A 23,211-nucleotide genomic window follows, 5' to 3' on the forward strand; every position below is an offset into this window, starting at 1 on the left:
TGCCATCGGTCGGGTGGGCGTGTGGTTCGTTCATGCCTCCAGACAAGGGGGCGTGAAGTTGTCGGCCCGTATCCGGTTTTCGATATGCCGGCGATATGGCACCGGCTCGTAGCATCAGGCCATGCGCGTGTTGGTTGTCGAGGACGAGCCCTACATGGCAGAGGCCATCCGCGATGGGCTGCGCCTGGAAGCGATCGCGGCCGACATCGCCGGTGACGGTGATACCGCTCTGGAACTGCTGAGCGTCAACGCCTACGCCATCGCCGTCCTCGACCGGGACATCCCCGGACCGACCGGTGACGAGATCGCCGCACACATCGTCGCCTCCGGCAGCGGCACGCCGATCCTCATGCTGACCGCCGCCGACCGGCTCGACGACAAGGCCACCGGGTTCGCGCTCGGCGCCGACGACTACCTCACCAAACCCTTCGACATGCGCGAACTCGTGCTCAGGCTCAGAGCCCTCGACCGCAGGCGCGCCCACACCAGGCCACCGGTGCGAGAGATCGCGGGCCTGCGCGTGGATCCGTTCCGCCGCGAGGTCTACCGCGAGGGCCGCTACACCCCGCTCACCAGGAAACAGTTCGCCGTGCTCGAAGTCCTCGTCGCCGCCGAAGGCGGTGTCGTCAGCGCGGAAGAGCTGCTGGAGCGAGCCTGGGACCAGCACGCGGACCCGTTCACCAACGCCGTGCGCATCACCGTCTCCGCCCTGCGCAAACGCCTCGGCGAACCCTGGCTGATCGCCACCGTGGCCGGCGTCGGCTACCGCATCGACACGGGCCCGGACACCGATGACCGGGGCGCGCAGCATGGATAGGCGTCAAGGGCTCAGCGTCCGCCTCAAGCTCACCCTCAGCTACGCCGGATTCCTCGTGATCGCGGGCGCCCTGCTGCTCGCCGCCGTGTGGCTGTTCCTCCTGCGCGGAAGGTCGAAAAGCCCGAGCATCCCCGAGCTGTCCGACTTCCGACGCGTCTTCGACCCCACCAATTTCGGCCCGGTCGTCTTCGCCCCGGCGGGAATCCTCGTGCTGGCGTTCCTGCTGGTGTTCGGTCTGGTGGGCGGGTGGATCCTGGCCGGCCGGATGCTCACCCCGCTGACTCGCATCACCGACGCCACCCGCAGGGTGGCGAACGGACCGCTCTCCTACCGGATCCGCCTGCCGGGCCGCCAAGACGAGTTCCGCGAACTCGCCGACTCCTTCGACACCATGCTCGCGCGGCTCGAAGCCCACGTCGCCGAACAGCAGCGATTCGCGGCCAACGCCTCGCACGAACTGCGCACCCCGCTGGCGGTCACGCAGGCGCTTCTCGACGTGGCCCGCAACGATCCGCACCACGACACCTGCGAGCTGGTCGAGCGCCTCCGCCTGGTCAACACCCGAGCCATCGACCTCACCGAAGCCTTGCTCCTGCTCAGCCGCGCCAACCAGCGCTCATTCACCAGGGAACCCGTCGACCTGTCCCTCCTGACGGAAGAAGCCACGGAAACACTCCTCCCCCTGGCGGAAAGGCACGGCGTCACCATCGAAACCTCCGGCGACACGAGCACCACCATCGGCTCACCGGCACTCCTGCTGCAGATGGCCACGAACCTCCTGCACAACGCGATCGGCCACAACCTGCCGGAACAGGGCATCGTATGGGTGCGTACCAGCGCCCGCCCCGACACGGTCGTGCTCACCGTCGAGAACACCGGCGAGAAGCTCACCCCACAGCGGGTCTCGACACTCACCGAGCCGTTCCAGCGCGGCACCGAACGCCTGCACACCGGCCACGCGGGCGTCGGCCTCGGCCTGGCCATCGTCAAAAGCATCGTCCAGGCACACGACGGAACCCTCACCCTCACCCCCCGCCCCGCCGGCGGGCTCCGCGTCACGGTGCGACTACCCGCCGCGTCGGCGCACGCACGAACAGAGGGCGATCATGCCTGACGCACGTCCGGACCCCACAGGGGAACGGCCGCCCCAGCCTCGACGGGACCTGTAGACGGACCTGTAGACGGACCTGTACGCGTCAGCCTCGACGGGACATGCAGACACACATGCAGACGGACCTGTAGACGTCAGCCTCGACGGGACATGCAGACGCACACGCAGACGGACCCGTATACGTCAGCCTCGACGGGACATGTAGACGTCGAATGCCTTGTAAAGCAGGCGGTTCAGCGGCAGGTCCCATTCGCCGAGATACTCCACGGCTTCGCCACCGGTGCCGACCTTGAACTGGATCAGGCCCAGGTGCGGGGCGTTCTCGTCGACGGTGTCGGTGATGCCGCGCAGGTTGTAGACCGTGCATCCGGCAGCCAGCGCGTCAGTGATCATCTTCCACTGCACGGCGTTTGAGCCGCGTACCTCCCGTTTGGCCGTGGCGGAGGCGCCGTAGCTGTACCAGGCGTGTTCTCCGACCCGGATCCAGATGGTGGAGGCGACGAGGTCGCCTTCGTGGTGGGCGAGGTAGAGCCGGATCCGATCCTTGTCCTCGGCCAGCAGCGCCTCGAACATGGCCGGGAAGTAGCCGAACGGCCGCGGGACGAAGTGATCACGTTTCGCGGTCTCGACGTAGACCCGGTAGAAGTCCGGCAGGTCCTCGACACCGCCCTGGGTCACGATGACGCCCGCTTTGCCGGCCTTCTTGATGTTGCGCCGCCAGAGCTGGTTCATGCCCTTCAGTAGTTGATCCTCGTCCTTGCCGGCCAAGGGGACCTGGAAAACCCAGCGCGGCTGCCCGGCGGAGAATCCCGCTCCCTCTGCTTTCGGCGGACGCCAGCCCAGATGCCGGAGCTGGACGCGTGCCCGAGCGGCGGCGTCGCCGACCGTGTCCGGTGGTACGTCGCCGAGCCTGATCATCCCCGGGTCGGCGATCGCGGCCTTGATCGTCGCGGCACTCCAGGTGCGGGCCACCGCCGTCGAACCGATGCGTATGGCGAAGGCGCCGGAGCGTTTCAGGTGGTCCACCAACGGGCGGAGCCAGCCGGCCAGATCGTCCGAGGCCCAGTCGATCACCGGCCCTTCGGGCAGGTACGCCAGCGACGCCTTGAGCCCGGGCAGCCGCCGATACAGCACCAAGCCCGCGCCGACCAGTCGATCGTGGTCGTCGAACCAGCCCAGCGATTCCGACCCCCACTCGCTCTTCACCGACGCCCAGGCCGGGGTCTGCAGGAAACTCACCGCGGGTCGGGCCGCGTTGAACGCGGCGTGATCGCTCGCCGTGATGGTCCGTATCCGAAAAGCCACAGCCGCTGCTCCTACCTGTCGTCCATGGGTCGATCTGCCGGCGCGTCGTGGGCACCGGACGCGAGGCGCGGCGTCGACCTCGTCCAGGCGCGCCCCGCGGGAGGCCTTGACGAGCACCACGTCGCCGGCGGTGAGCCGACCGCGCAGCCACGCGACGGCCGCGGCGTTGTCGGCCCGCGCCGTGGCCCGCGCTCCGGCTCCGTCGGCGGCAACCGGCCGCTCGCCATGGCGGCGAGCGGGGGCGGACCGGCGAGGTGGAGGACGGCGGAGATCGGCTGGCCGGAATTCATGCCGTCCAGTCAAATGAACGTGGTGTTGCCGGCGCATATGCGATTTTCGATACGCCGACGATATGGTGCCGGCCGCCGCCTCGCGAAAGCATGGATGTGGCCGGCCGGCCGCGTCGGCTTCACCTGCGGAATCGACTGTGGGCGTCAGGCGCGGCAGCACCGTTGCCTACCCATTCGAGTCTCGCTTCCGGATCGCCCGGAGCTCTGAGGGCGACGCGACACGGCGACGTATCCCGCATTCACCGCACCGGAATCCTCCGCGGACCGGGGACGCGTCCTTGAAGGTCAAGAAACGAGCATCACCCTGCGCTTGCAGCGGCCGGCGACACCCATATCGTCGGCGTATCAAAAAACGCATACGCGTCGGCAACGCCGCCCCCTCTTCTCTGGACGGCATGAGTTCCAGCGGAGCGATACGAGCGGCGGTGCGCCGCACCCGAGCCCCGGCGTCGTCCTCACGTGCTGTCTCGACAACGGGAATCACGGTGTACGGATGCGAGCGGGACGAAGCCCTTCTCTTCCGGGAAATGGCGCCTCGCTACGGCGTGGTGCCCACCATCACGAACGAACCGTTATCCGAAGCCAATATCGACCTGGCAGTCGGGAATCGGTCCGTCAGCGTCGGCCACAAGACGCACGTCACCCGGGCCGCGCTCTTCGCGCTGAGCCGCGCCGGTGTGGAGTATCTCTCCACACGAAGCGCCGGATACGACCACATCGACGTGGGCTACGCGGAGAGCGTCGGCATCTCCGTCGGCAATGTGGCGTATTCTCCCGACAGTGTTGCCGACTACACGCTGATGCTGATGCTGATGGCCGTGCGCCACGCGAAGGCCATCATCCGTCGCGTCGACGCCCATGACTACCGGCTGAGTGAGACGCGCGGCAAAGAGCTGCGGGACCTGACGGTCGGAGTGGTCGGCGCGGGGCGTATCGGCACAGCGGTCATCGACCGGCTGCGAGGCTTCGGCTGCCGCGTGCTGACCTGCGACAATCGCCCCGAGAGTTCCGCCGGTCACGCGCCGATCGACGAGCTGCTTCGGCGCAGCGACATCGTCACGCTCCACACCCCGCTCACCGCGGAAACCCGCCATCTCCTCGACCGCCGACGTATCGAGCAGATGAAAGACGGCGCGTTCGTCGTCAATACCGGACGCGGGGCGCTCATTGATACCGAAGCGCTTCTTTCGGCATTGGAGAGCGGCAGATTGGGCGGCGCGGCGTTGGACGTCCTCGACGGCGAAGAAGGAATCTTCTACGCCGACCGCCGGAACAAGCCCATCGAGAACCGCTCGCTGTTGCGACTGCAAGAGCTGCCGAATGTGTTCATCAGCCCGCATACGGCTTATTACACCGACCATGCGCTGAGTGACACCGTCAGGAACAGTCTCGTCAACTGCCTCGACTTCGAAAGCGGAAAAACATGAACAGGTTGAAGATCGGTGTCGTCTTCGGGGGCGCTTCCGAAGAGCACCCCGTCTCCGTCAAGTCCGCCCAGGAGGTCGCGAAGAACCTCGACACCGACAGGTACGAACCGTACTGGATCGGCATTACGCGGTCCGGTGCCTGGACGCTCTGTGACTCCCCCGGCGCGGACTGGGAGAACGGCGGCGCTCGTCCGGTCGTGCTGTCACCCGACCGAAGCGTCCACGGACTGCTCGTCCTGGAGCGGGGGCGATGCGAAGAGGTCCGTTTGGACCTCGTGTTGCCCCTTCTGCACGGCACGCTCGGCGAAGACGGCGCGATCCAGGGCCTGTTGGAGCTCTCCGGCCTCCCCTATGTCGGCTGCGATGTCCAGAGCTCCGCCCTATGCATGGACAAATCCCTGACCTACACCGTCGCCCGGAGCGCGGGAATCGCCACGCCGAATTTCCGGGTGGTATCGGGGAACGGGGCGGTCGACGCCGGCCGGCTTCCTTACCCGGTCTTCGTGAAGCCGGCCCGTTCGGGCTCGTCTTTCGGCGTCAGCAAAGTCGCCGGGGAAGAGGACTTGCCGAGTGCGCTGGACGCCGCACGACAGTACGACTCGAAGGTCCTGATCGAAGAGGCCGTGGCCGGGAGCGAGGTCGGCTGCGCGATCCTGGGGGAACCCTCCGCCCCGATCGTGGGCGAGGTGGACCGCGTAGCCCTCTCCCACGGATTCTTCCGGATCCACCAGGAGGACGCACCCGAGGAGGGCTCGGAGAACTCGACGTTCGTCGTTCCCGCCGACATCTCCGAAGAATCGCGCCAGCTCGTCCAGGAGAGCGCCAGGACCATCTACCGCGCACTGGGCTGCCGGGGCCTTGCCCGCGTGGACATGTTCCTCAAGAAGGACGGCCAGGTGGTACTCAACGAAGTCAACACCTTGCCCGGCATGACCTCCTACAGCCGCTATCCCCGGATGATGGCCGCCGCGGGACTACCACTTTCCGACGTGATCGACCGGCTCGTGTCCATGACCCTGCACCGGGAAAAGCGATGAACGACGACTTCGTATATCTGGACGAGCTGGTGCCCGGCATCCGGTGGGATGCCAAGTACGCCACCGGGGACAACTTCACCGGAAAGCCGGTGGACGGTTACCTGGCCAATCGGATAGTCGGCACCAGAGCTTTGTGCGCGGCCCTGGGGCAAGCGCAAGCCGAAGCCGCGTCCCTCGGCTTCGGCTTGCTCGTCTGGGACGGATACCGTCCGCAACGCGCCGTCGACTGCTTCCTGCGCTGGTCGGAACAGCCGGAGGACGGCCGGACGAAGCAGCGCCACTACCCCAATCTCGACCGATCCGAGCTTTTCGACAAGGGGTACGTGGCCGCCAAGTCGGGCCACAGCCGCGGCAGCACCGTCGACTTGACGCTCTACGACCTCGCCACCGGAGAAAACGCCCGCATGGGCGGCGACCACGACCTCATGGACCCGATCTCACATCACGGAGCAAGCGGAATAACGCCCGTCGAAGCGGAAAACCGCGAGCGCCTTTGCTCCATCATGGAGAACTGCGGATTCGCTCGCTACCCCTACGAGTGGTGGCACTACACGCTGAAAAGCGAGCCATACACGGATGTCTATTTCGACTTTCCCGTCATCTGATGGGAGCCCCCCTCACGCTCACGTCTGCCCGTGGGGAGGCCCGGACCGGAACGACGGGGCGGTCGTGCGGCGTGCCGCACGGCATTGGTGACGAGTTCCGACAGCAACAGCACCGCGGCGTCGCACACGTCCTCGTCGATGTTCCAGGCCGCCGACTGCGCGCGCAGCACGTCGCGGGAACGGCCCACGCTGCGTGGGTGACGCGGAAATCGATGGCTCACCTGTGTGCCTGAGTGGCCGGTCGGTGGCTGCGGTGCGGGCTGACGGGCAGGGGACATCGACGTCTCCTTGTCGAGGGGGGCATACAACCGAACGAGCGCATCCGTAACGGAATACCACGCGGGAATGCCGGCGCCGTTCCGCATCCTCGGCTTTCCCGTCCGGGACGACCTCGACGTCGTGTACCTGGAGAGCCACACCAGTAGCCTCTACCTCGAACGCCCGGAAGACGTGGCCCACTACAGTCGTGCGTTCGACCTGATGCGAGCCGCCGCGCTGGACATCGGGCCTTCGCGCGATCTGATGGCCCGACTCGCGAAGGAACTCACATGAGGAATCCCCGTGAATTCCGCCTCCCTGACGATCAATTAGCGTGGCGGAGGAGTTCGTACAGCGGTGCCCAAGGCGACTGCGTGGAGATAGCAGAGCTCGCCGGAGCGCATTACGCGGTACGGGACAGCAAGAATCCCCGCCGCGCGCGCCTCGTCTTCCCCGCCGAGGAGTGGGCGGGCTTCATCGGCGTCCTCTCCGGGGACGGCTTTCCGGCGTGATACGAGAGAAAGGTTGCCCAGCGGGGGCGGAGGACATCGTTCTCCGCCCCCGGGTTGTTCTCCGCCCCCGGGTCGTTCTGTACGAGGGGGACGAGCCGTTCAGCGCCGCCGCAAGTGCCGGATGAAGAACCCGCGCATGTACCCGCGCACCAGCGGCACCGACACCGCCGGTTCGATCGTGCCGACCATCTTCTTCCGCTCGTCGGCCGTCATCAGCCCGGCAGCCTGCAACTGGGGCACCAGTGCCCCGTAATCCGTGAACGTCCAGTGATCGGCGTCCCCGACCTCGCGCCGGTGGGCGTGTCCTCCCGAATGGGCGAGCGCGGCCGACCAGGAGCGTTCCAGTTCCCGCTTCCCGAGGAAGCCGGAGGAGCCCAGCAGGAGCAGCGGTCGGTCCACGCCGTCGCGGGCCACGGGGAACAATTCCCCTTCCTGGCCGGGTGCCTGGGGCGGGTGGTCCAGGAAGCCTTCGATGTTGACGGCCGCGCTGACGCGATCGTCGTCGTACAGCGTCTGCGCCGCGGTCGTCCCACCGGCCGAGTGGCCGTAGACGCCGACCCGCCGCAGGTCCAGCGCGCGGCCGAGGTGCCGGGGGAGCGGGTGGCCCGTCGCGTCGGGGTTCCGTCCGGCCGCCAGCGCCTCCAACTGGTCCAGCACGAAACGGGTGTCGGCGATCCGCGTTTCGATCATGGTGCGGAAGAGCCGCGGATTCGTCCGGGGGTCGTCCCGGAACACCGTCGTGCGGATCTTCTCAGGGCCGGGCGGCTTGTGCGGGAAATCCACTTCGGACGCGTCCCCGGGGTGGTCGATGGTGACCACCACGTGTCCGTGGGAGGCCAGTTCCTCGGCCACACCGGTCCCGAGTGTGCGCGGGTCGCCGCCGCCCGGGGTGTAGAGGAGCACCGGTCGCCGTACGGGCAGCGCGGGCGCGCCCGTGTGGGCGTGGGTTCGGGTGGCGGCCCAGGCCACGCCGGTGTCGGGCAGTTCCCGGTGCAGGGTGGTGGTGTCCAGGACCTCGAAGACGGCCGCGGCGTCCGGGGTCATCTGCGGGGCGACGGGATAGCCGCGCACCGTGTGGGCGGGGTAGAAGACGCTGATCATCAGTTCGCGGGGCCGTGTTTTATCGACCCACGGGTCGTTGCGCTCCGTGTCGACCAGGTAGAGCGTGGTCGCGCCGAGCCGGTACGGGCCGGTCGGCGCCGGTAACTCCAGGACGAAGCCGTCCGGGTCCCGGGGCGAGGCGCCGTTCGCCGTTCGCGCCGAAGGAACCCCGTCCGCGTCCCCCGCCGCCCGTGCGACGCCTCCCCCGCCGGCGAACAGGAACGCGGCACCGGCACCCAGCACGGCGGATCTGGCGACGGCCCGCCGGGTCATCCCGATCACGCCCTGACCTCCGGTGATGTCGTCGGCGGACCCGCGCGCCGGCGCGCAAGCTCCGTTCGCACGCCCATTGCCTCGCGCTCCCTTACCGACCATGGCTCTCCCCTCATGAATCTCTGACGCCGGTGATTCGCACCGCGCTTCCGCCGTGCCGGGGGTTTGCCCCGCGTTTCCGGGAGGATGGCGAAGCCGCTGCTCAACGACCCTGTGGAAGGGCAGGTCCGACCGTTTCGCAGGCGCAAGCCGGAGCCGGCAGGTTCCGTCAGGGTCTCCGCAGTCTCCTGCACGGGTGCCGTCGGATGCCCAAGATTTTCGGCCATGCGGGTGATCGGCTTCTCGGCGCCGGGCGGGGAGGTCCGAGAGGCCCGGTGAAGCCCGGTGAGGCCGGGTGAGGCCCGGGGAGCGGCGCAGTCGCGGTCAGGCCTGCTGTCGCAGTCGGATCTGCCCTCGCGATCAGACCTGCCGTCGCGGTCAGGTCTGCCGTCGCGGTCAGGTCTGCCGTCGCGATCAGATCTGCCGTCGCGATCAGGCCCGCTGGCGCGGTTCGGGAAAGGGCTCGGGGATGGGTACCGGGGTCAGCCGTGCGCTCGTGGGCACCTGGGCGCGGATGTGGTGGCGCAGGAGCGCGAGCGGGACGGGCCGGTACAGCGGGCGGGGGCGGGGGTCGGCGGCGTAGCGGTGTTTCCTGCGGCGGGTGAGGCGGGGGAGGTAGGCGTTGGCGAAGCGCAGGAGGGTGGGGCGGTCGGCTTGGGCGAGGCCGGTGTCCAGGTCGCCCAGGATTCGGGAGCACAGGGCGCGCTGGGCGTCGGCGGCGCCCTGCGGGCCGTGGAGCATGGCGTGCAGGCGCACGGTGTTGAAGGAGTCCTCGGCCAGGTCGCTTTCGTAGGTGACACGGTCGGCGGTGATCTCGTCCCGGGCGAAGACGTGCGCGGCAAGCCGCAGGAACTCCTCGTCGGCGGGCATGCCGGCGAGGTGGTGGGCGAGCCGGGCCAGGAAGCGGATGTGGGAGGAGCGCTGGTAGCAGGTGGCGTGGACGAGGTCGTCGGTGAGGGTTTCGAGGCCGCGGACGATCCGGGTCTCCAGGTCGAAGTAGGCGTCGAGGGCGTCGAGTTCGCCGGTCAGGGCGGTGTCGGTGGTGAGCTCGTAGGCGTCGAGGATGGCGTCGATGCCCTGGCGCCAGGTGGTGTCGGGGGCGGTGTGGTGGCGCTGGTGGTCTTCGTAGCTGAGGTCGGCGCGGTAGACGAGGGCTTCCACGTGCTGGAGGGCGGGCCTGACGCAGTTGGCGGCGGCGGGCGGGCAGCCGAGGCGGACGATCAGGTCGACGGTGGTGTCGGTGATGGGGGTCGCTTTGAGCTGGTGCTGGAAGGTGATGGCCGTGTGCTGCCAGGCGGATTCGCCGGTCACCGACAGGGCCCCGCGCACCCGGTTCCTCGCACGCAGGAGGGCGGTGACGGCAACGGTGTGGGCGGTGGTCAAGGTGGCCTCCCCGTAAGCGCTATTGGGAGGGGTCGTGCTCATGGTGCGTGGGTTCCATGCGTGGCGGCGCGGGCGCACAGGGGCCCATAGGGGCATCCACGCACTCCCGGTTGGTCCTTTGATCGGATGAGTGCCGCGCATGCCCCCCATGAGGGTGATGCACATCATGTAATCGTCCCGTCACTCTGTGCTGAATGGGTGATTGACGGAATCGCCCGCGAGGTGAAGAGGGGATGTGGTGGACGTGGTGATGGAAACGCGCGAGACCGAGATCGTGTACCAGGCGCCCGAATTGGTGGCGGTCGGTGATTTCGCCGAGCTCACCCTCGGCAAGAGCGCGCCCGACGCGGAGAACTACACGGGTATGGGCGGCTGGTGAGGATTCCCCGAGAGAGGAGCATGAGGATGGAAACGCGCGAGAACGAGATGGCCTACCAGGCACCCGAGTTGGTGGCGGTCGGCGATTTCGTCGAGCTCACCCTCGGCAATGGCGTGGACGCCCCGGAAGGCTACGGCGACATGTCATGAAGGACCTCTCGTGACATGAGAGTTGTCGTTCGCGGTTCTGCCCGACGCCGATGCGGCCCGTGAGTCGGCGCGGCTCGTGTGTGCGCGGCCTGGGGTTCAGGTGGTGGCGCACACGTCGGGTCGTCCGTGGCTGGTGGGTCGTTGGCCGGCCGGGCCCGGGCGGTTCGGGGTCGGGCGGATGCGCGTGGCGGTGGCCGGGTTCTGCGCCCGGCCGCCGGCCAGGCGCTGGGGGCGGCGGCCGGGCGGCTGCGGAGCCTGACGGGGGCGCGGGGCGGCGGTGTGGGAGGGGCGAAGTGGCCCCCGTGCGTGCTGTGGCAAGGGGTCGTACTCGCGGTACACGGATTTCATGCGTGACGTGGCGGGCGCATAGGGCTCATGGGAAGCATTCGCACACACCCGGTAGCGCCGGGGCCGTGCGAGTGCCGCGCACGCCCCCCATGAGGGTGATGGCACGTCAGGTAATCATTCGGTCACTCTGTGAAGGCGGGTGGCAGATGGGGTCATTCGCGAAGCGAGTAGAGAGGACGCGGTGATGGAAACGCGCGAGACCGAGATGGTGTACCAGGCGCCGGAGTTGGTGGAGGTCGGCGAGTTCGTCGAGCTCACGCTCGGCGGGGGCGGGCCCGTCCCGGAGAGCTACATGACTTACCCCGGCGGCTGGTGAGTGTCCTCCCGTGACACGGGAGACGTCGTTCGTGTTTCTGCCCGATGTCGATGCGGCCCGTGAGGCGGCACGGCGGGTGCGGATTCTTCGAGAAAGGACGTGGTGATGGAAACCTGCGAGACCGAAATGGTGTACCAGGCGCCGGAGTTGGTGGAGGTCGGCGATTTCGCCGAGCTCACCCTCGGCCAAGGCGGGTACGACCCGGAGGGCTACCACGGCTACACCGGCTGGTGAGGCTTCTCTCGTGACACGGGGGACGTCGTTCGTGCTTCTGCCCGACATCCACGCGGCCCGAAGGGCGGCGCGGTGGGTGAGGGTTCTCTGAGAAAGGACGCAGTAATGGAAACGTACGAGACCGAAATGGTTTATCAGGCGCCGGAGCTGATGGAGGTCGGCGATTTCGCCGAGCTCACCCTCGGCCCAGGCGGCCCCCAGTACGAGACCTACACCGCCTACGGCTGGTGAGTGTCCTCTCGTGACACCTGAGACGTCGTTCGTGCTTCTGCCCGACACCGACGCGGCCCGTGAGGCGTCCCGGTTGGTGTGCGCACGGCCTGGGGTCCAGGTGGTGGCGCACGCGTCGGGTCGTCCGTGGCTGGTGGGTCGTTGGCCGGCCGGCCGGGTTCGGGTGGTCGCGGCCGGGCAGGTGCGCGTGGCGGTGGCCGGGTTCTGCCCGGCCACCGGCCAGGCGCTGGGGGCGGCGGCCGGGCGGCTGCGGAGCCTGACGGATCTCGACGCGGTGGCCCGCGCGCTGGCGGGCAGCGCCCACCTGCTGGCCTCGGTCGGGGGCCGGGTCCGGGCGCAGGGGACCGCATCGGGCGTGCGGGCGCTGTTTCACGCGCGGCTGGCCGGGGTGACGATCGCCGCCGACCGGCCCGATGCCCTCACCCGGTTGACCGGCGCCGAAGTGGACGACGAGGCGCTGGCCCTGCGCCTGCTCGTCCCGTGGGCCGCGTACCCCTTGACGGGACGTCCGGTGTGGCGGGGGGTGCGGCACGTACCTCCGGGCTGCTGGCTGCGGATGGACGAGGACGGGGCCGCGCACACCATTCGTTGGTGGCACCCGCCAGAGCCGACGGTTCCGCTCGCCGAGGGGGCCGGGGCCGTGCGGGAGGCGTTGACCACCGCCGTCCACGCCCGGGTCCGGGACGCGGAAAAGGTGGTCAGCACGGACCTGTCCGGGGGGATGGACTCCGGCACGGTCACCCACCTCGCCGCGAGCGTGACCCCCGGGCTGGTCACCATTCGTACGCCGCAGTTGGACACCGGCGGGGACGACGCGGCGTGGGCGGCCCGCATCACCGGGCGGCTGCCGGACGCCGAGCACCTGGTGCCGGCCTACGAACAGGCGCCGACGATGTTCGCCGGGCTGGACGACGCCGACGGCATGGTCCTCGCGTCCGAGCCGCCCTACTGGGTGCGGGCCGGCGCCCGGCTCGTCGACGTCGCCGAGCGCGTCGCCGCCCGCGGCTCCTGCCTCCACCTGTGCGGCCACGGCGGTGACGAGGTCTTCCACACCGGAGCCATCGCCTTGCACACCCTCGTCCGGCGCCGACCGCACAGCGGCGTCCGCGCGATGCGCGAGGCCCGGTCGCTGGCGCACTGGCCGCTGGGTCCGACGGTGCGGGGCCTGGCCGACTCCCGCTCCTTCCCCACCTGGCTCACCCGTCTCGGCACACAGCTGCACCACCCGCCCCCCGCTCCCTTCCTCCCCTCCCTGGGCTGGACATCGCCCCTGCGGATGCCGGACTGGGCGGCCCCCGAAGCCGTCGCCACCGCGGCCCGGCTGCTGCGGCAGGCCGCGCGGGAACGCCCGCGCCCGCTGGGCCCGGGTCGCGCGGCGCACACCGCAGTAGAGACCATCCAGCGCGGCGGGGCCATGGTGCGCTACGCCGCCGGGCTGATGGCCGCCCACGGGGTGGACTTCGCCGCGCCCTACCTGGACGATCAGGTGATCGAAGCCGCGCTGGCCGTACGCCTCCACGAGCGCGCCACCCCGCGCCGCTACAAGCCCCTGCTCGCCCAGGCCATGCGCGGCCTGGTCCCCGACGACCTGCTCGGCCGCTCCACCAAGGGCAACTACGGCGAGGACACCTTCGACGGCCTGCGCCGCCACCGCGCCACCCTGCTGGACCTGTTCCACGGCTCGCAGCTCGCCCGCCGCGGCCTCATCGACGAAGCCGCCGTCCGGGCCACTCTCCGCGCCGACCACGCCTTCTACCAACCGCTGCAAGCCCTGGAACCCACCCTCGCCTGCGAGGTATGGCTGCGCAGCCTGGACCGCACCCGCGAACCCGCCGACGAAGGAGCCCCGTGACCCTCACCCTGGCCCCGGACGTGGTGCCCACCGACACCGAGCACGGCACCGTCCTCCTCGACGAACGCCGCGGACGCTACTTCAAGCTGAACGCCACCGGAACCTTCCTGCTGCGCGCCCTGCTCGACGGCGCGGACCACCACCAGGCCGCCGCCCTCCTGTGCCGCCGGTACGGCATCGACCCCGCACGGGCGCAGGCCGACGTCTCCGCCCTCGTCGACGCCCTGACCGCGGCGAAACTGGCCCGCCCATGAGCTCCCCGCTCACCCTCGAAACACAGGTCGCCCTCCGGCTGCGCCGCCGCCTGGCCGCCCGCCTCGCCGTGTCCGCGGCCCGCCTCCTGGCCACCCAGCCACCCCGCCGCATCCGCGCCGCCCTCCGCCTGCTGCGCACCGGCGCCCACCCCGCCACCACCGAACAGGCCCAGGCCGCCCGCGACGCGGTGGTCACCGTCAGCACCCGCTGCGCCGGGCAGCACTGCCTGCAACGGTCCCTGGCCGCCGCCCTGCTGTGCCGGATGACGGGCACCTGGCCCACCTGGCGCACGGGCGTACGCACCGCCCCGTTCCGCGCCCACGCCTGGATCGAAGCCGCCGGCCGCCCTGTTGGCGAACCCCACCCGGACGACTACTACCGCCCCACGATGACGGTGGGGCCGTTGGGGCCCTGATGGGCGGATGGGGCCGCCCCTGGCCGAGCCTCCGGACGATCCCCGCAGCCTCCGTCGGGTCTGCCCCGCGACGATGGGCGAAGCGCGACCCGTACGACGGGCGAACCGCGGCCCGCACGATGGACGAAGCGCGCCCCGTACGCTGGACGAACCGCGGCCCCGGGCCGTGGCGGTCGGTCGGCGGGGGCGGCCTCCCCGTAGTCATCAAGGAAAAACCGACGCTTTACGGCTTCACGGGCCCTCGGCAAGGCAAGCCCCGAACGCCATCGCGGATAACGCGTCAAGGCGGTGGATAACGCGTCAAGGCGTCCGGAGGTTCGTGCAGCCGTGTTCGTTCGCGGACTGCTGCGCGAACGCGCGCAGCGCCTTCCGTTCGAACTCGTCCGCCTCGGAAGGAACGGCGGGTTCGCCGCGTCCGACCGTACCGGCGAGATAGAGCGCTTTGCGGTGGTCGGGGCACTGTGCGGTGGCCCAGGTTGCCGTTTCCCGCTGACCGGAAGCGCCCGGATACCTATCGAAGCCGTCCTCGCTCTTCCCGATGTTCTCCGCGGCGCGCCCGTACAGCGCCATGAACCGGAAGACCGACTCGAATTGTCGCTTGCCCTTGCCCCTGATCAGGAAGCAGTCTTCGGCGAGCGAATCCGGGTCCTTGGGGCTTCCGGCAGCCAAGGGAGCGTTCTGCCGACGCGCGTCGGGGGTCATCCCGGCCAGCGGGGCGCAGACCCCGGTGGCCCGGTCCAGGGGTTTGGACGCCAATTCCAGGTACGGGGCGGTGGACGGCACTCGCTCGACCGGCTTGCCCAATTCCGCGTCGCAGCCGAACTTTTTCGCGGCGTTCGTCGCGGTGCCGGTGAGAGCCTGGGCGAAACGGGTGCGGTACTGGTCAGATGCGGCCTCGTCCATAGTCAGCCCGCGTTGGCTGGTGGCCACGAGCAGCCTTTCCCCGGACTTGTTGCGACACGTCAACTCAACGGCCCCACGCATCACCGGCACTATTTCCTCGTTCGACACCACCGAACCGCGCCAGCCGTACCCGACGGGATAGCCGATTCCCTCATACCCGTTGGCGAATATATGGTGGATGCCCCAATTGGCTCTCGCCGCATGGGAAGCCCAACGGATGTCCACCGTCATGACTCCCCGTTCTCTGTCCTTGCCCCCCTCCCACTCGCGGTCCTTCGCATGGCACTGAGCGATGCTCTTCCCGTTGTCCCCGAAGATGAATGCGCCGCCATCCGGAATGGCCCTGACCGCGTCACTGCCCAGCGCCGATCGCACGGTGTCGCCGTCCATCACGCCCTGGCAGGCCTCATCGAAGGATTGCCTGTCACGCCACTTGTCGAAGCCGCCCGTGAGGTAGAAGGCACCACCGGCGGCGGCCATCAGACAGACGAATGCCACGGCTCCCGTGATCAAGCGACGGCGCTTCTTGTTCACCGGGCCAGGCTCATTCACACGTGTTTCTTCCTCGGCCTGACTGGTCATGAGACGGCCCACCCCCCACTGCCCCCAGTGTCCACTCAACAGTGCTGAACGACCGAAGGTATCAACGAAACGATCGTAGAAGATAGCTTGTTGCGATCGTCCCGTCCGGGTCCGGCACTTCCTTCTTCCAGCGATGGCCGCGCGCCACAGAGGGCGGAAGCTGCTCAGCCTGGTTTTCCCCGCGAGAACCGACACCGTCGGCGGATTCGCCAACGGTGTCGAGAGCTGCTGGTCCGGAACTGCTGGACGAGAGTTATTGGGAGGGAGCTACTGGTAGGGAGCTACTGAGGGGGAGGGCCCCTACTCCCCGGCCCCCCGACCCTCCGGCCGTCGACCCATCCACACCATCCGCTCGGCACGCATGGTGAGGTCGTTCCGCCGCAGCACGCTCTGCGGGCCGTCATCGTCGATGAGAGCGTCCAGTACGGACAGGTCGTCCGCGCTCAGGCGCCCGTCGAGACCGGTGCGGGTGCGCCGCAGCACCATCTGGGCGTAGCGACGGGCGGGCTCGGGGAACGGAGAGGTCAGTTCCACGGTGAACGGACGCTCGCCCTCGATGACGAATCCGGCGTCGGCCAGGCGCGGTCCCCAGTCGGCGCCCATATGGGGCATTGTCTCCGCGCGCTGGTGGGCCATCGCGGCTTGGCAGCGGGCTTCCAGGCCCGGTCGGCCCACACCGAGGTCGTCGGGGAGGAAACGGGGGACGCCCTCCAGCTCGATCACGGCCAGCAGCCCGCCGGGACGCAGCGCCGCGAACATGTCGCGCAAGGCGCGATCGGGGTCCGCCATGTGGTGCAGGGACGCCGACGCCCACACCAGGTCCACTTCGCCGAAGTCGGGCCACGCCGCGTCCAGGTCCGCCTCCACGGTGCGCACCCGGTCCGTCACGCCTCGTTCGCGGGCCTTGTCCCGTAGGTGCCGCAGCATGTGTGGGGAACTGTCCACGGCGATGGCCTCGGCGTCCTTGAAGTGCGGGAGCAGGGCGAAGGTGCCCTTGCCGGTGCCGCTGCCCAGGTCGAGGATCCGGCGGACGGTCATGCCGTCGGCCAGGTCCGCCACCCAGGAGGTCACCTCGGAGAGGTACGTGTGCAGGACTTCCGCGTCGAGGTCGAGCATGGCGGCCATGTCCGATTCGTCGAATGCGGACGACGCGTGGGTGTGGGCGTGATGGTGGCCTTCATCGTGCCCCTGTTCGTGGCCGTGGCCGTGGCCTGGACCGGAGCCGTGAGCGTGCTGGTGCGGGGAAGGCGAATGCGGGTGATGAGTCATGTTTCGACCTTACGAGTCCCTTGCGTCGGTCGCATACCATCTTGCGTATGACGCAAGAAAGCGAAGATCTCGACGCCCTGGTGCGCAAGCGGATCAGGGGCCTGCGGGTTGCCGCGGGCTGGTCGCTGGACGAGCTCGCCGCCCGCTGCTACCTGAGCCCGTCCACCCTGAGCCGCATCGAGACGGGCCATCGGCGGATCGGCCTGGACCAGCTCACCGCGATCGCCCGGGCCCTGGGCACCACGCTGGATCAGCTCGTGGAGACCGCCACCGACGATGACGTCATCATCAGGCCGCGGCACGACGCGGTGCGCGGGGCCACCATGTGGGCGCTCAACCGCGATCCCGGCGTCACCGTGGTCAAGATGCGCATCACCAAACCGGCCCCGACCGGCACCGCGGCGTTGAAGGCCCACCCCGGCCGCGACTGGTTCACCGTCCTGTCCGGAACGGTGGTGCTGCTGCTGGGAGACCGCAGAATCCTCGTCGAGACGGACCAGGCGGCGGAATTCTCGACCATGACACCCCACGCGTTCGGCGCCCACGGCGGCCCGGCGGAGGTCCTGGGCGTCTTCGACCACGAGGGACAGCGCACCCATTTCCGGTCGCCCGATTGAGGCGGCACCGGCCCGACGCGGCAGCCGGACCACGTCCATACGTGCATTCCCGCCACCGGTCCGAGCGACAGGGGCAACCGGAGCAACCGGAGCAACTGAAGTAACCGGAACAACTGAAGCAACCGGAGCAGCTGAAACGGCCGGGGCAGCCGAAACGGCCCGTCCGACGAACCGAGGGGCCGTTTCGAGCGACCGAGGCTACTGAGGTTGAACTCGTGATGCCGCCAGGTTGCTCAGGCCGGTCTGTTGCCGGGCCGGTCTCGGCGAGGCAGCCGTTTATGACCAGACCACCGGCCGCCGCCGATTACCTGGTGCGCTCAGTGCGATCGTCGTACTTTTCGCGGGCGGTGATGACTTCTTCGATGTGCAGCACGGACCACTCCGTGAGCGCCTTCAGCGGTTCCCGCAGCGTCTGGCCGAGCGGGGTCAGCTCGTACTCCACGTGCGGCGGCACCTCTGGGTAGACGGTCCGGCTGACCAGCCCGTCGCGTTCGAGGGTGCGCAGCGTCTGGGTGAGCATCTTCTCGCTCACGCCCGCCAGCGCCTGCCGGAGCTGGCCGAACCGGGAGGCCCCGTTCCGGCCGAGTTCGCCCAGCACGAGGACCGCCCACTTGCTGCCGATCTGGTCGAGCAGGTCCCTCGACGGGCAGCCACGCTCGTACGGATCGAATGACGGTGTGGGCGGTGTGGGCCCGGTCACGTTTTCGACAGTAGCCATACGGCTCACCTCAATGCTATCGGTCCGGTAAGTACCCTACCCAAAGGTGGCTACTCCCCAAAAGAGAGTGACTAGGTCAGTCTGTGTTCCATCCCGCCGCGGACGGACCGCGGCAGGCGTGCCAGGCACGCGGAAGGAAGGAATGACCATCATGCGTATCGTCGTCACCGGAGCCACCGGCCAGTTGGGCAGGCTCACCGTCGAGGCTCTGCTGCGGCGCGGGATCCCGGCCGCGGACATCATCGCGACCGGCCGGGACATCGTCAGGATCAAGGACCTGGCCGACCGAGGCATTACGGTACGCCGCGCCGACTTCGCGGACACCGAGGGCCTGGCCGAGGCGTTCGCGGGGGCGGACAGGCTGCTGCTGATCTCGGCCTCGGTCCCTGTGGGCGAGCGGGTCGCCAACCACCGCCGCGTGATCGACGCCGCGGTGTCCGCAGGCGTGTCGCTGGTGGCGTACACGAGCACGACGCACGCGAACACGGCCACCACCGTCCTCGGCGCCACGCACGGCGAGACCGAGGAGTACCTGCGGGACCGCGGAATCCCCAGCGTGCTGCTGCGTAACAGCTGGTACCTGGAGAACTACACCAGCCAACTGCCGCAGATCCTGAAGAACGGCGCCGTCGTCGGAGCCGCAGGCGAGGGGCGGATCAGCGCCGCGTCCCGCGCCGACTACGCCGAGGCCGCAGCGGTCGTCCTCACCACCGAAGGCCACACCGGCAGCGTGTACGAGCTCGGCGGCGACGAATCCTTCACCCTCACCGAGCTCGCCACCGCGATCTCCGCCGCGGCCGGAAAGCAGGTTACCTACGCCGACCTCCCGGTAACCGACTTCGCCCAGGCACTGGCCGCCGCCGGCCTACCCGCCGAGCTGGCAGAGGTCCTGGCTGACGCTGACCGCGGCATGAGCCACGGCGAGATGTACACCAACTCTGGCGACTTGCGCCGCCTGATCGGCCGCCCGCCCATGACCCTGGCCGAGGCATTCGCGACCGCCCTGCATGACCGAGGTTGAACTCGTGATGTGGGCGGGTTGCTCAGGCGAGTCTGACCGTCGGGCCGGTCTCGGCGAGGCAGCCGTCCATGAGTTCGCTGCGGTACTGGATATCTGGATATGCCGTAGGCCGCGCCGGATGCGCCGGACGAGGTGTTCGGGGTGCTGAAGGCGACGTTGGAGAGCCAGCCCGCGTCGCAGGAGGGACCAGACCCCCTCGACGGGGTTGAGGCCGGGTGCGTAGGGCGGCAGATGGTGGATGGTCGGCCAGTCCCGGGCCTCGGCGAACTTTTGCAGGTCGGCGGCCTTGTGGACGTTGAGGTTGTCACGGACGAGAACGATCGGGCCGCCGAGCTGCTGGTGTGCTGCGATCAACAGGTCCCGGCAGTCGCGCCAGGAGGAAGCTCCTGCGCCCATCGCGACGGCCGTCGTCATGGCGGGGCCGGTAGATGAGCCTGGAGCGGTGACCGGGCTTGTAGCAGGTCAGCGCGGCGATGGAGATCCGTCTGCGGGAGCGGGGCCGCGGAGCCGCACCACCGGGGTCCGGCCGCGCTGTGACCAGGTCTTCGCGTGCGGCGGCGTCCATGCAGAATCCGGCTTCGTCCTCGAAGACGAGCCAGGCTCCACGGGCCGCCGCAAGTCTTCCGCGCAGGGCCACACCTCCCTGACCCACCCGGCCACCGCCCCGCCGTTCAGCCCCCCGCCCCAGGCCGCAGATCGTGCCGGACCCACACATTGGGCTCCACGTACACGGCCCGGTCGTGCGCGACATCGCAGCACACCGGGACGAGAGCGCCGGGCACCACCACCTCGCCGTCACTGTCACCGTCGCCGTCGAACGGCAGGCCGGTCCACTCCCGCCACCGGGCCAGGGAGCCGCTGACCGTCATCGACGCCGGAGCCACCTTCTCGATGGTGCCGCCGGCCCTGATGTGGACGCGCAGCCAGGGATCGGACGGCAGCCCGTCGTCCCGCAACCGGGCGATGTACTGGGCCATCGGCTCGTGCGGGTGCAGGTGTTTGGCCGTCGGGCGGACCGGGGCGAGCAGTACGTCGTAACCCTGCTGCCGGGCCGCGTCCCGCAGTGCCGCCAGCAGGCGGTAGGACAGGCCGCGACCGAGGTAGCCGACATCCACCGTGATCTCCAAGGCGCTGACCGTCGTCGTCGGCCGCCCGTGCCACTGATCGGAAAAAGCCCAGGTCAGAACGCGGTCCCATCCCTGGTCCGGAGTCTCCTCCCGTCCTTCGACCCGCGCGTTGAAGGGGACGCTGAACCCCCGCGCGACAACACGATCACCATCCGTCGCCACGACGCAGTGCTGTGGGAACTCCTCCGGCACCCGTTCCAGCAAGCCGTCGACGATCAGGTCACCAGCGGTGAACTCCGGCCATGCGTCGTCGATCTCGTACAGCCGGTCGGCGAGTTCCGGACGCTCGACGAGGGTGGTGATCTGGATGCCGTCAATGTCTGCCACGACGTGGCACCCTGCCACGAACTCCACATTCCGGCCACGGAATTTGTGGGCGGGGCGGTGGTGGAACCCCGTTCTTCCCGGGCGCTAATTCGCTGGTCGCCCGATCATCCGGGCATTTACCCTGCGTTCGGCATTCGAAGTTGATCAACGGCGTCTGCCATGCCGAGGCAATGCCCCCGCCACCCGTCGCCCGCCAGTACAGAACCGGCCGCAGGCACCAACGCACGGAACCCCCGGAAGGATCGCGCACGCACATGGACCCGGCCGACTTCTACACCGGCATCGTCGCGGAGGCCTACGCCCCGCTGAAGTCCTTCTCCCCGGACCCCGGGCGCTATGCGGCCTTCATACGCGAGACCGGTGGTCCGGCGCTGGAGCTGGGTTGCGGAGACGGTGACCCGCTGCTCGCCCTGCGCCGGAGCGGCCTGGACGTCGAAGGCGTCGACTCCTCCGCGGACATGCTGGAGCGCTGCCGCCGCCGGGCCGACGAGGCCGACCTCGCCGTCACCGTCCACCACCAGCGGATGGAAGCGCTCGACCTGGCCCGCCGGTTCCGAGCGGTCTTCCTGGCGGGACCGACGTTCAACCTGCTGCCCGACGACGACGTTGCCGATGCCGCCCTCCGCGGCATCCGCCGCCACCTGGCGGACGACGGTTCCGTGCTGATCCCGCTGCACGTCCCGTCCCCCACCCCCGCCGACCAACTCGGCCAGGTTCGCACCGCCGTCGCTGACGACGGCGCCGAACTGCGGTTCTCCATCGTGTCCGAGGAACGTGACGAAACCCGGCGCACCCAGACCGCCGTGCTGCGCTACGAACGCCACAGTGACGAGGGGAGCACGGCGGCGGAGCGCCCGTGGCTGCTGCACTGGTACACCCGCGCCGGATTCGAGGAACTGGCCGCCGCGGCCGGGCTGGGCACGGTGTCGGTCACCGACGAGGACGGCAACGCGATCGAGGACGACGCCCCCTACATGGTCTTCCGACTCCGGGCTGACGACCACCGCCGTTAGCGAACGCGATTCCCTACGCGCCTACGTGCCTGCGCGCCTATGCCCCTGCGACCTCGGTCGCGCCCTCGGCCTCGGTCTCCAGATCCACCACCGTGCATCCCCACAGCTCGCGCAGCATCTGCGAGGCGAGGCACCAGCGGGTGGGAGGCCGGTCGTACGGGGCCACGTAGTCGTGGTGGGTCAGCGCCGTCAGCCCGCCCGGCCCGTCGCGGTAGAGGACCCCGAGCACCCCGTACGGCACGGGGTGTTGGGCGCGGACCGAGACCGCTCCCCGCCGGATGAGGTGAGGGCACGTCCGTACGGAGAGGCGGGCGTCCTCCAGGCACAGCGGGGGCTGCGCGGTCAGCGCCCCCTCGGGCCAGCCGGCGCCGACCTCACCGGGGAGAGGACGCGTCTCCAGGAACAGCCAGCCCAGCGCCGTCCGGCTCGCGGGCCGCATACAGAACTGGCAGCGGAGGTCGCGCATCGCCGCGCGCTGCCGGATCGGGTGCACGTCACGGAAGCGGGGCCGCCCCGACGGCCTGCCGAAAAGGTCAAGGTTCTGCGAACACCGGGCCCACAGCACGCCCCGCTCGTCCCGGTCCTCGGGGGTCTCCGCCCGATAGCTCAGCCCGACGCGGCCCGGGAGCACCGCGAGCGCCGAGGCCGGGGCGCAGTCCTCACCGGCGCGGGCGGTGATGTACGGGATGGGCGGGGGCTGCGCCCACCGCGTACGGGCCCCGTCGCCCGCCGCCGCGATCGTCACCGCCCGTCCTCCCCGGCGGACCGCAGCGTGCACCAGGTGCTCGTCCCGTCCGCGCTGACGCCCCACCGCTCGGCCAGCGCCCGGACGATGAGCAGCCCACGCCCGCCCTCTTCCTCGGGCCCCGGCTGCCACAGCCGCGACCGGTCGGAGCAGCCCCCCGAGACGTCCAGGTGCACCCCGTCCCCTACATGCGACATCCGCAGGACGACGCGCCGTCCCGCCGTTCCGTGCAGCACGGAGTTGGTGACGAGCTCGCTGACGACCAGCCGCGTCGTCTCGGTGAGGTGGACGAGCCCCCAGCGGCGGAGCTGTTCGTCGCCGAAGCGACGGGCGATCCGGATTTGAGCGGGCTCGGGGACGAGGGAGAGGGCTACGTGGTGGGGGTGGGTTTGGGGGCGGGCTGGTGAGGGTGGGGGAGGGGATGAAGGCATGGTGGGGCTGCCTTTCGGTACGTGAGTGGGTCCGCGTGTGTACGGGTGAGTGCCAGAATTC

At 69.5% G+C, this 23,211-nt stretch carries 28 protein-coding genes and 1 pseudogene; 18 read left to right on the plus strand and 11 right to left on the minus strand.

The annotated features are described in order from the left end of the window. The first annotated feature begins 121 nt into the window (after positions 1-121). Together ABZX96_RS02295 and ABZX96_RS02300 are read left to right on the plus strand one after the other, a co-directional pair. Positions 122-817 (plus strand): response regulator transcription factor, encoded by a 696-nt coding sequence (locus tag ABZX96_RS02295; RefSeq protein WP_355536405.1) that lies wholly within the window; start codon positions 122-124, stop codon positions 815-817. Next, positions 810-1,931, plus strand: coding sequence for a HAMP domain-containing sensor histidine kinase (locus ABZX96_RS02300; RefSeq protein ID WP_355536408.1), 1,122 nt, complete (start codon positions 810-812; stop codon positions 1,929-1,931). Before ABZX96_RS02295 ends, ABZX96_RS02300 begins: the two co-directional genes overlap by 8 nt. A 180-nt stretch (positions 1,932-2,111) precedes the next feature. Here ABZX96_RS02300 and ABZX96_RS02305 read toward each other — a convergent pair whose 3' ends face one another. Beyond that, positions 2,112-3,233: a peptidoglycan bridge formation glycyltransferase FemA/FemB family protein gene (locus tag ABZX96_RS02305; RefSeq protein WP_355536411.1), complete on the minus strand. Its 1,122-nt coding sequence runs from the start codon at positions 3,231-3,233 to the stop codon at positions 2,112-2,114. A 685-nt stretch (positions 3,234-3,918) separates the two neighbouring features. On the opposite strand from ABZX96_RS02305, the gene ABZX96_RS02310 reads away from it, so the two are divergent. The 3 genes from ABZX96_RS02310 to vanX are packed head-to-tail and all read left to right on the plus strand — an operon-like array spanning position 3,919 to position 6,592. Then, entirely contained in the window at positions 3,919-4,950 is a 1,032-nt protein-coding gene (locus ABZX96_RS02310) for a D-isomer specific 2-hydroxyacid dehydrogenase family protein (protein WP_355536414.1), read from the plus strand. Further along, positions 4,947-5,987, plus strand: a complete 1,041-nt coding sequence (vanA, locus tag ABZX96_RS02315) for a D-alanine--(R)-lactate ligase (protein ID WP_355536417.1) — start codon at positions 4,947-4,949, stop codon at positions 5,985-5,987. The genes ABZX96_RS02310 and vanA overlap by 4 nt, the downstream gene beginning before the upstream one ends. Next, entirely contained in the window at positions 5,984-6,592 is a 609-nt protein-coding gene (gene vanX, locus ABZX96_RS02320) for a D-Ala-D-Ala dipeptidase VanX (RefSeq protein WP_355536420.1), read from the plus strand. Before vanA ends, vanX begins: the two co-directional genes overlap by 4 nt. Here vanX and ABZX96_RS02325 read toward each other — a convergent pair. Then, the gene (locus tag ABZX96_RS02325) at positions 6,568-6,780 is read right to left on the minus strand and encodes a hypothetical protein (protein ID WP_355536423.1); all 213 of its coding nucleotides are present in this window, start codon (positions 6,778-6,780) and stop codon (positions 6,568-6,570) included. The genes vanX and ABZX96_RS02325 overlap by 25 nt on opposite strands. 100 nt (positions 6,781-6,880) lie before the next feature. Between ABZX96_RS02325 and ABZX96_RS02330 the strand changes: the two genes are divergently transcribed. After that, positions 6,881-7,144, plus strand: coding sequence for a Scr1 family TA system antitoxin-like transcriptional regulator (locus ABZX96_RS02330; protein ID WP_355536426.1), 264 nt, complete (start codon positions 6,881-6,883; stop codon positions 7,142-7,144). Further along, positions 7,141-7,362 (plus strand): DUF397 domain-containing protein, encoded by a 222-nt coding sequence (locus tag ABZX96_RS02335; protein ID WP_355536429.1) that lies wholly within the window; start codon positions 7,141-7,143, stop codon positions 7,360-7,362. Before ABZX96_RS02330 ends, ABZX96_RS02335 begins: the two co-directional genes overlap by 4 nt. A 99-nt stretch (positions 7,363-7,461) precedes the next feature. Here ABZX96_RS02335 and ABZX96_RS02340 read toward each other — a convergent pair whose 3' ends face one another. Together ABZX96_RS02340 and ABZX96_RS02345 are read right to left on the minus strand one after the other, a co-directional pair. Further along, positions 7,462-8,736 carry an alpha/beta hydrolase gene (locus ABZX96_RS02340; RefSeq protein ID WP_355536700.1) on the minus strand — a complete coding sequence of 425 codons (1,275 nt, stop codon included), beginning with the start codon at positions 8,734-8,736 and terminating at the stop codon, positions 7,462-7,464. Positions 8,737-9,267: 531 nt separating this feature from the next. Continuing rightward, positions 9,268-10,260, minus strand: coding sequence for a hypothetical protein (locus ABZX96_RS02345; protein ID WP_355536432.1), 993 nt, complete (start codon positions 10,258-10,260; stop codon positions 9,268-9,270). A gap of 208 nt (positions 10,261-10,468) precedes the next feature. Between ABZX96_RS02345 and ABZX96_RS02350 the strand changes: the two genes are divergently transcribed. The 8 genes from ABZX96_RS02350 (at position 10,469) to ABZX96_RS02385 (ending at position 14,397) form a co-directional block, all read left to right on the plus strand. Next, complete coding sequence (locus ABZX96_RS02350; protein ID WP_355536435.1) at positions 10,469-10,597, plus strand: lasso RiPP family leader peptide-containing protein; 129 nt, start codon at positions 10,469-10,471, stop codon at positions 10,595-10,597. Between the two features lie 26 nt (positions 10,598-10,623). Then, a complete protein-coding gene (locus ABZX96_RS02355) occupies positions 10,624-10,746 on the plus strand; it encodes a lasso RiPP family leader peptide-containing protein (RefSeq protein WP_355536438.1) in 123 nt (40 codons plus the stop codon). Positions 10,747-11,278: 532 nt separating this feature from the next. Next, positions 11,279-11,410 (plus strand): lasso RiPP family leader peptide-containing protein, encoded by a 132-nt coding sequence (locus ABZX96_RS02360; protein WP_355536441.1) that lies wholly within the window; start codon positions 11,279-11,281, stop codon positions 11,408-11,410. 105 nt (positions 11,411-11,515) lie between these two features. Next, positions 11,516-11,644 (plus strand): lasso RiPP family leader peptide-containing protein, encoded by a 129-nt coding sequence (locus ABZX96_RS02365; protein ID WP_355536444.1) that lies wholly within the window; start codon positions 11,516-11,518, stop codon positions 11,642-11,644. Positions 11,645-11,749: 105 nt separating this feature from the next. Continuing rightward, positions 11,750-11,875, plus strand: a complete 126-nt coding sequence (locus ABZX96_RS02370; protein WP_355536447.1) for a lasso RiPP family leader peptide-containing protein — start codon at positions 11,750-11,752, stop codon at positions 11,873-11,875. A gap of 10 nt (positions 11,876-11,885) precedes the next feature. Then, on the plus strand, positions 11,886-13,727 hold the full coding sequence (locus ABZX96_RS02375; protein ID WP_355536450.1) for an asparagine synthase-related protein: 1,842 nt from the start codon (positions 11,886-11,888) through the stop codon (positions 13,725-13,727). Next, positions 13,724-13,981 carry a lasso peptide biosynthesis PqqD family chaperone gene (locus ABZX96_RS02380; RefSeq protein ID WP_355536453.1) on the plus strand — a complete coding sequence of 86 codons (258 nt, stop codon included), beginning with the start codon at positions 13,724-13,726 and terminating at the stop codon, positions 13,979-13,981. Before ABZX96_RS02375 ends, ABZX96_RS02380 begins: the two co-directional genes overlap by 4 nt. Further along, positions 13,978-14,397, plus strand: a complete 420-nt coding sequence (locus tag ABZX96_RS02385) for a lasso peptide biosynthesis B2 protein (protein ID WP_355536456.1) — start codon at positions 13,978-13,980, stop codon at positions 14,395-14,397. Before ABZX96_RS02380 ends, ABZX96_RS02385 begins: the two co-directional genes overlap by 4 nt. A 300-nt stretch (positions 14,398-14,697) precedes the next feature. On the opposite strand, the gene ABZX96_RS02390 is transcribed toward ABZX96_RS02385, so the two are convergent. Together ABZX96_RS02390 and ABZX96_RS02395 are read right to left on the minus strand one after the other, a co-directional pair. Next, positions 14,698-15,882 carry a hypothetical protein gene (locus ABZX96_RS02390; protein ID WP_355536459.1) on the minus strand — a complete coding sequence of 395 codons (1,185 nt, stop codon included), beginning with the start codon at positions 15,880-15,882 and terminating at the stop codon, positions 14,698-14,700. 300 nt (positions 15,883-16,182) lie between these two features. Then, the gene (locus ABZX96_RS02395; RefSeq protein WP_355536462.1) at positions 16,183-17,007 is read right to left on the minus strand and encodes a class I SAM-dependent methyltransferase; all 825 of its coding nucleotides are present in this window, start codon (positions 17,005-17,007) and stop codon (positions 16,183-16,185) included. A gap of 191 nt (positions 17,008-17,198) precedes the next feature. Here ABZX96_RS02395 and ABZX96_RS02400 point away from each other — a divergent pair, with 191 nt between their 5' ends. Further along, positions 17,199-17,768, plus strand: a complete 570-nt coding sequence (locus tag ABZX96_RS02400) for a helix-turn-helix transcriptional regulator (protein ID WP_355536465.1) — start codon at positions 17,199-17,201, stop codon at positions 17,766-17,768. Between the two features lie 304 nt (positions 17,769-18,072). On the opposite strand, the gene ABZX96_RS02405 is transcribed toward ABZX96_RS02400, so the two are convergent. Continuing rightward, on the minus strand, positions 18,073-18,486 hold the full coding sequence (locus ABZX96_RS02405) for a helix-turn-helix domain-containing protein (RefSeq protein WP_355536468.1): 414 nt from the start codon (positions 18,484-18,486) through the stop codon (positions 18,073-18,075). Positions 18,487-18,628: 142 nt separating this feature from the next. Here ABZX96_RS02405 and ABZX96_RS02410 point away from each other — a divergent pair, with 142 nt between their 5' ends. After that, positions 18,629-19,507 (plus strand): SDR family oxidoreductase, encoded by an 879-nt coding sequence (locus tag ABZX96_RS02410; protein ID WP_355536471.1) that lies wholly within the window; start codon positions 18,629-18,631, stop codon positions 19,505-19,507. Positions 19,508-19,529: 22 nt separating this feature from the next. On the opposite strand, the pseudogene ABZX96_RS02415 reads toward ABZX96_RS02410, so the two are convergent. After that, a pseudogene (locus ABZX96_RS02415) lies at positions 19,530-20,072 on the minus strand (transposase). A 106-nt stretch (positions 20,073-20,178) separates the two neighbouring features. After that, positions 20,179-20,961 (minus strand): N-acetyltransferase, encoded by a 783-nt coding sequence (locus ABZX96_RS02420; protein ID WP_355536474.1) that lies wholly within the window; start codon positions 20,959-20,961, stop codon positions 20,179-20,181. 254 nt (positions 20,962-21,215) lie between these two features. On the opposite strand from ABZX96_RS02420, the gene ABZX96_RS02425 reads away from it, so the two are divergent. Continuing rightward, complete coding sequence (locus ABZX96_RS02425) at positions 21,216-21,974, plus strand: class I SAM-dependent methyltransferase (protein WP_355536477.1); 759 nt, start codon at positions 21,216-21,218, stop codon at positions 21,972-21,974. 37 nt (positions 21,975-22,011) lie between these two features. Here ABZX96_RS02425 and ABZX96_RS02430 read toward each other — a convergent pair whose 3' ends face one another. Further along, positions 22,012-22,719 carry a hypothetical protein gene (locus tag ABZX96_RS02430; RefSeq protein ID WP_355536480.1) on the minus strand — a complete coding sequence of 236 codons (708 nt, stop codon included), beginning with the start codon at positions 22,717-22,719 and terminating at the stop codon, positions 22,012-22,014. Further along, positions 22,716-23,150 (minus strand): ATP-binding protein, encoded by a 435-nt coding sequence (locus tag ABZX96_RS02435; RefSeq protein ID WP_355536483.1) that lies wholly within the window; start codon positions 23,148-23,150, stop codon positions 22,716-22,718. Before ABZX96_RS02435 ends, ABZX96_RS02430 begins: the two co-directional genes overlap by 4 nt. Positions 23,151-23,211: the final 61 nt, after the last annotated feature.

The sequence above is a fragment of the Streptomyces sp. NPDC003077 genome (assembly GCF_040611095.1).
Taxonomy (GTDB): domain Bacteria; phylum Actinomycetota; class Actinomycetes; order Streptomycetales; family Streptomycetaceae; genus Streptomyces.

Bases quoted from the DNA above. Each gene is read 5' to 3' on its own strand.
- ABZX96_RS02345 (WP_355536432.1), bottom strand. From the start codon at position 10,260: ATGAGCACGACCCCTCCCAATAGCGCTTACGGGGAGGCCACCTTGACC.
- ABZX96_RS02400 (WP_355536465.1), top strand. From the start codon at position 17,199: ATGACGCAAGAAAGCGAAGATCTCGACGCCCTGGTGCGCAAGCGGATC.
- ABZX96_RS02300 (WP_355536408.1), top strand. From the start codon at position 810: ATGGATAGGCGTCAAGGGCTCAGCGTCCGCCTCAAGCTCACCCTCAGC.
- ABZX96_RS02355 (WP_355536438.1), top strand. From the start codon at position 10,624: ATGGAAACGCGCGAGAACGAGATGGCCTACCAGGCACCCGAGTTGGTG.
- ABZX96_RS02435 (WP_355536483.1), bottom strand. From the start codon at position 23,150: ATGCCTTCATCCCCTCCCCCACCCTCACCAGCCCGCCCCCAAACCCAC.
- ABZX96_RS02350 (WP_355536435.1), top strand. From the start codon at position 10,469: ATGGAAACGCGCGAGACCGAGATCGTGTACCAGGCGCCCGAATTGGTG.
- ABZX96_RS02385 (WP_355536456.1), top strand. From the start codon at position 13,978: ATGAGCTCCCCGCTCACCCTCGAAACACAGGTCGCCCTCCGGCTGCGC.
- ABZX96_RS02390 (WP_355536459.1), bottom strand. From the start codon at position 15,882: ATGACCAGTCAGGCCGAGGAAGAAACACGTGTGAATGAGCCTGGCCCG.
- vanX (WP_355536420.1), top strand. From the start codon at position 5,984: ATGAACGACGACTTCGTATATCTGGACGAGCTGGTGCCCGGCATCCGG.
- vanA (WP_355536417.1), top strand. From the start codon at position 4,947: ATGAACAGGTTGAAGATCGGTGTCGTCTTCGGGGGCGCTTCCGAAGAG.
- ABZX96_RS02425 (WP_355536477.1), top strand. From the start codon at position 21,216: ATGGACCCGGCCGACTTCTACACCGGCATCGTCGCGGAGGCCTACGCC.
- ABZX96_RS02395 (WP_355536462.1), bottom strand. From the start codon at position 17,007: ATGGCCGCCATGCTCGACCTCGACGCGGAAGTCCTGCACACGTACCTC.
- ABZX96_RS02365 (WP_355536444.1), top strand. From the start codon at position 11,516: ATGGAAACCTGCGAGACCGAAATGGTGTACCAGGCGCCGGAGTTGGTG.
- ABZX96_RS02340 (WP_355536700.1), bottom strand. From the start codon at position 8,736: ATGACCCGGCGGGCCGTCGCCAGATCCGCCGTGCTGGGTGCCGGTGCC.
- ABZX96_RS02410 (WP_355536471.1), top strand. From the start codon at position 18,629: ATGACCATCATGCGTATCGTCGTCACCGGAGCCACCGGCCAGTTGGGC.
- ABZX96_RS02360 (WP_355536441.1), top strand. From the start codon at position 11,279: ATGGAAACGCGCGAGACCGAGATGGTGTACCAGGCGCCGGAGTTGGTG.
- ABZX96_RS02405 (WP_355536468.1), bottom strand. From the start codon at position 18,486: ATGGCTACTGTCGAAAACGTGACCGGGCCCACACCGCCCACACCGTCA.
- ABZX96_RS02335 (WP_355536429.1), top strand. From the start codon at position 7,141: ATGAGGAATCCCCGTGAATTCCGCCTCCCTGACGATCAATTAGCGTGG.
- ABZX96_RS02370 (WP_355536447.1), top strand. From the start codon at position 11,750: ATGGAAACGTACGAGACCGAAATGGTTTATCAGGCGCCGGAGCTGATG.
- ABZX96_RS02310 (WP_355536414.1), top strand. From the start codon at position 3,919: ATGAGTTCCAGCGGAGCGATACGAGCGGCGGTGCGCCGCACCCGAGCC.
- ABZX96_RS02295 (WP_355536405.1), top strand. From the start codon at position 122: ATGCGCGTGTTGGTTGTCGAGGACGAGCCCTACATGGCAGAGGCCATC.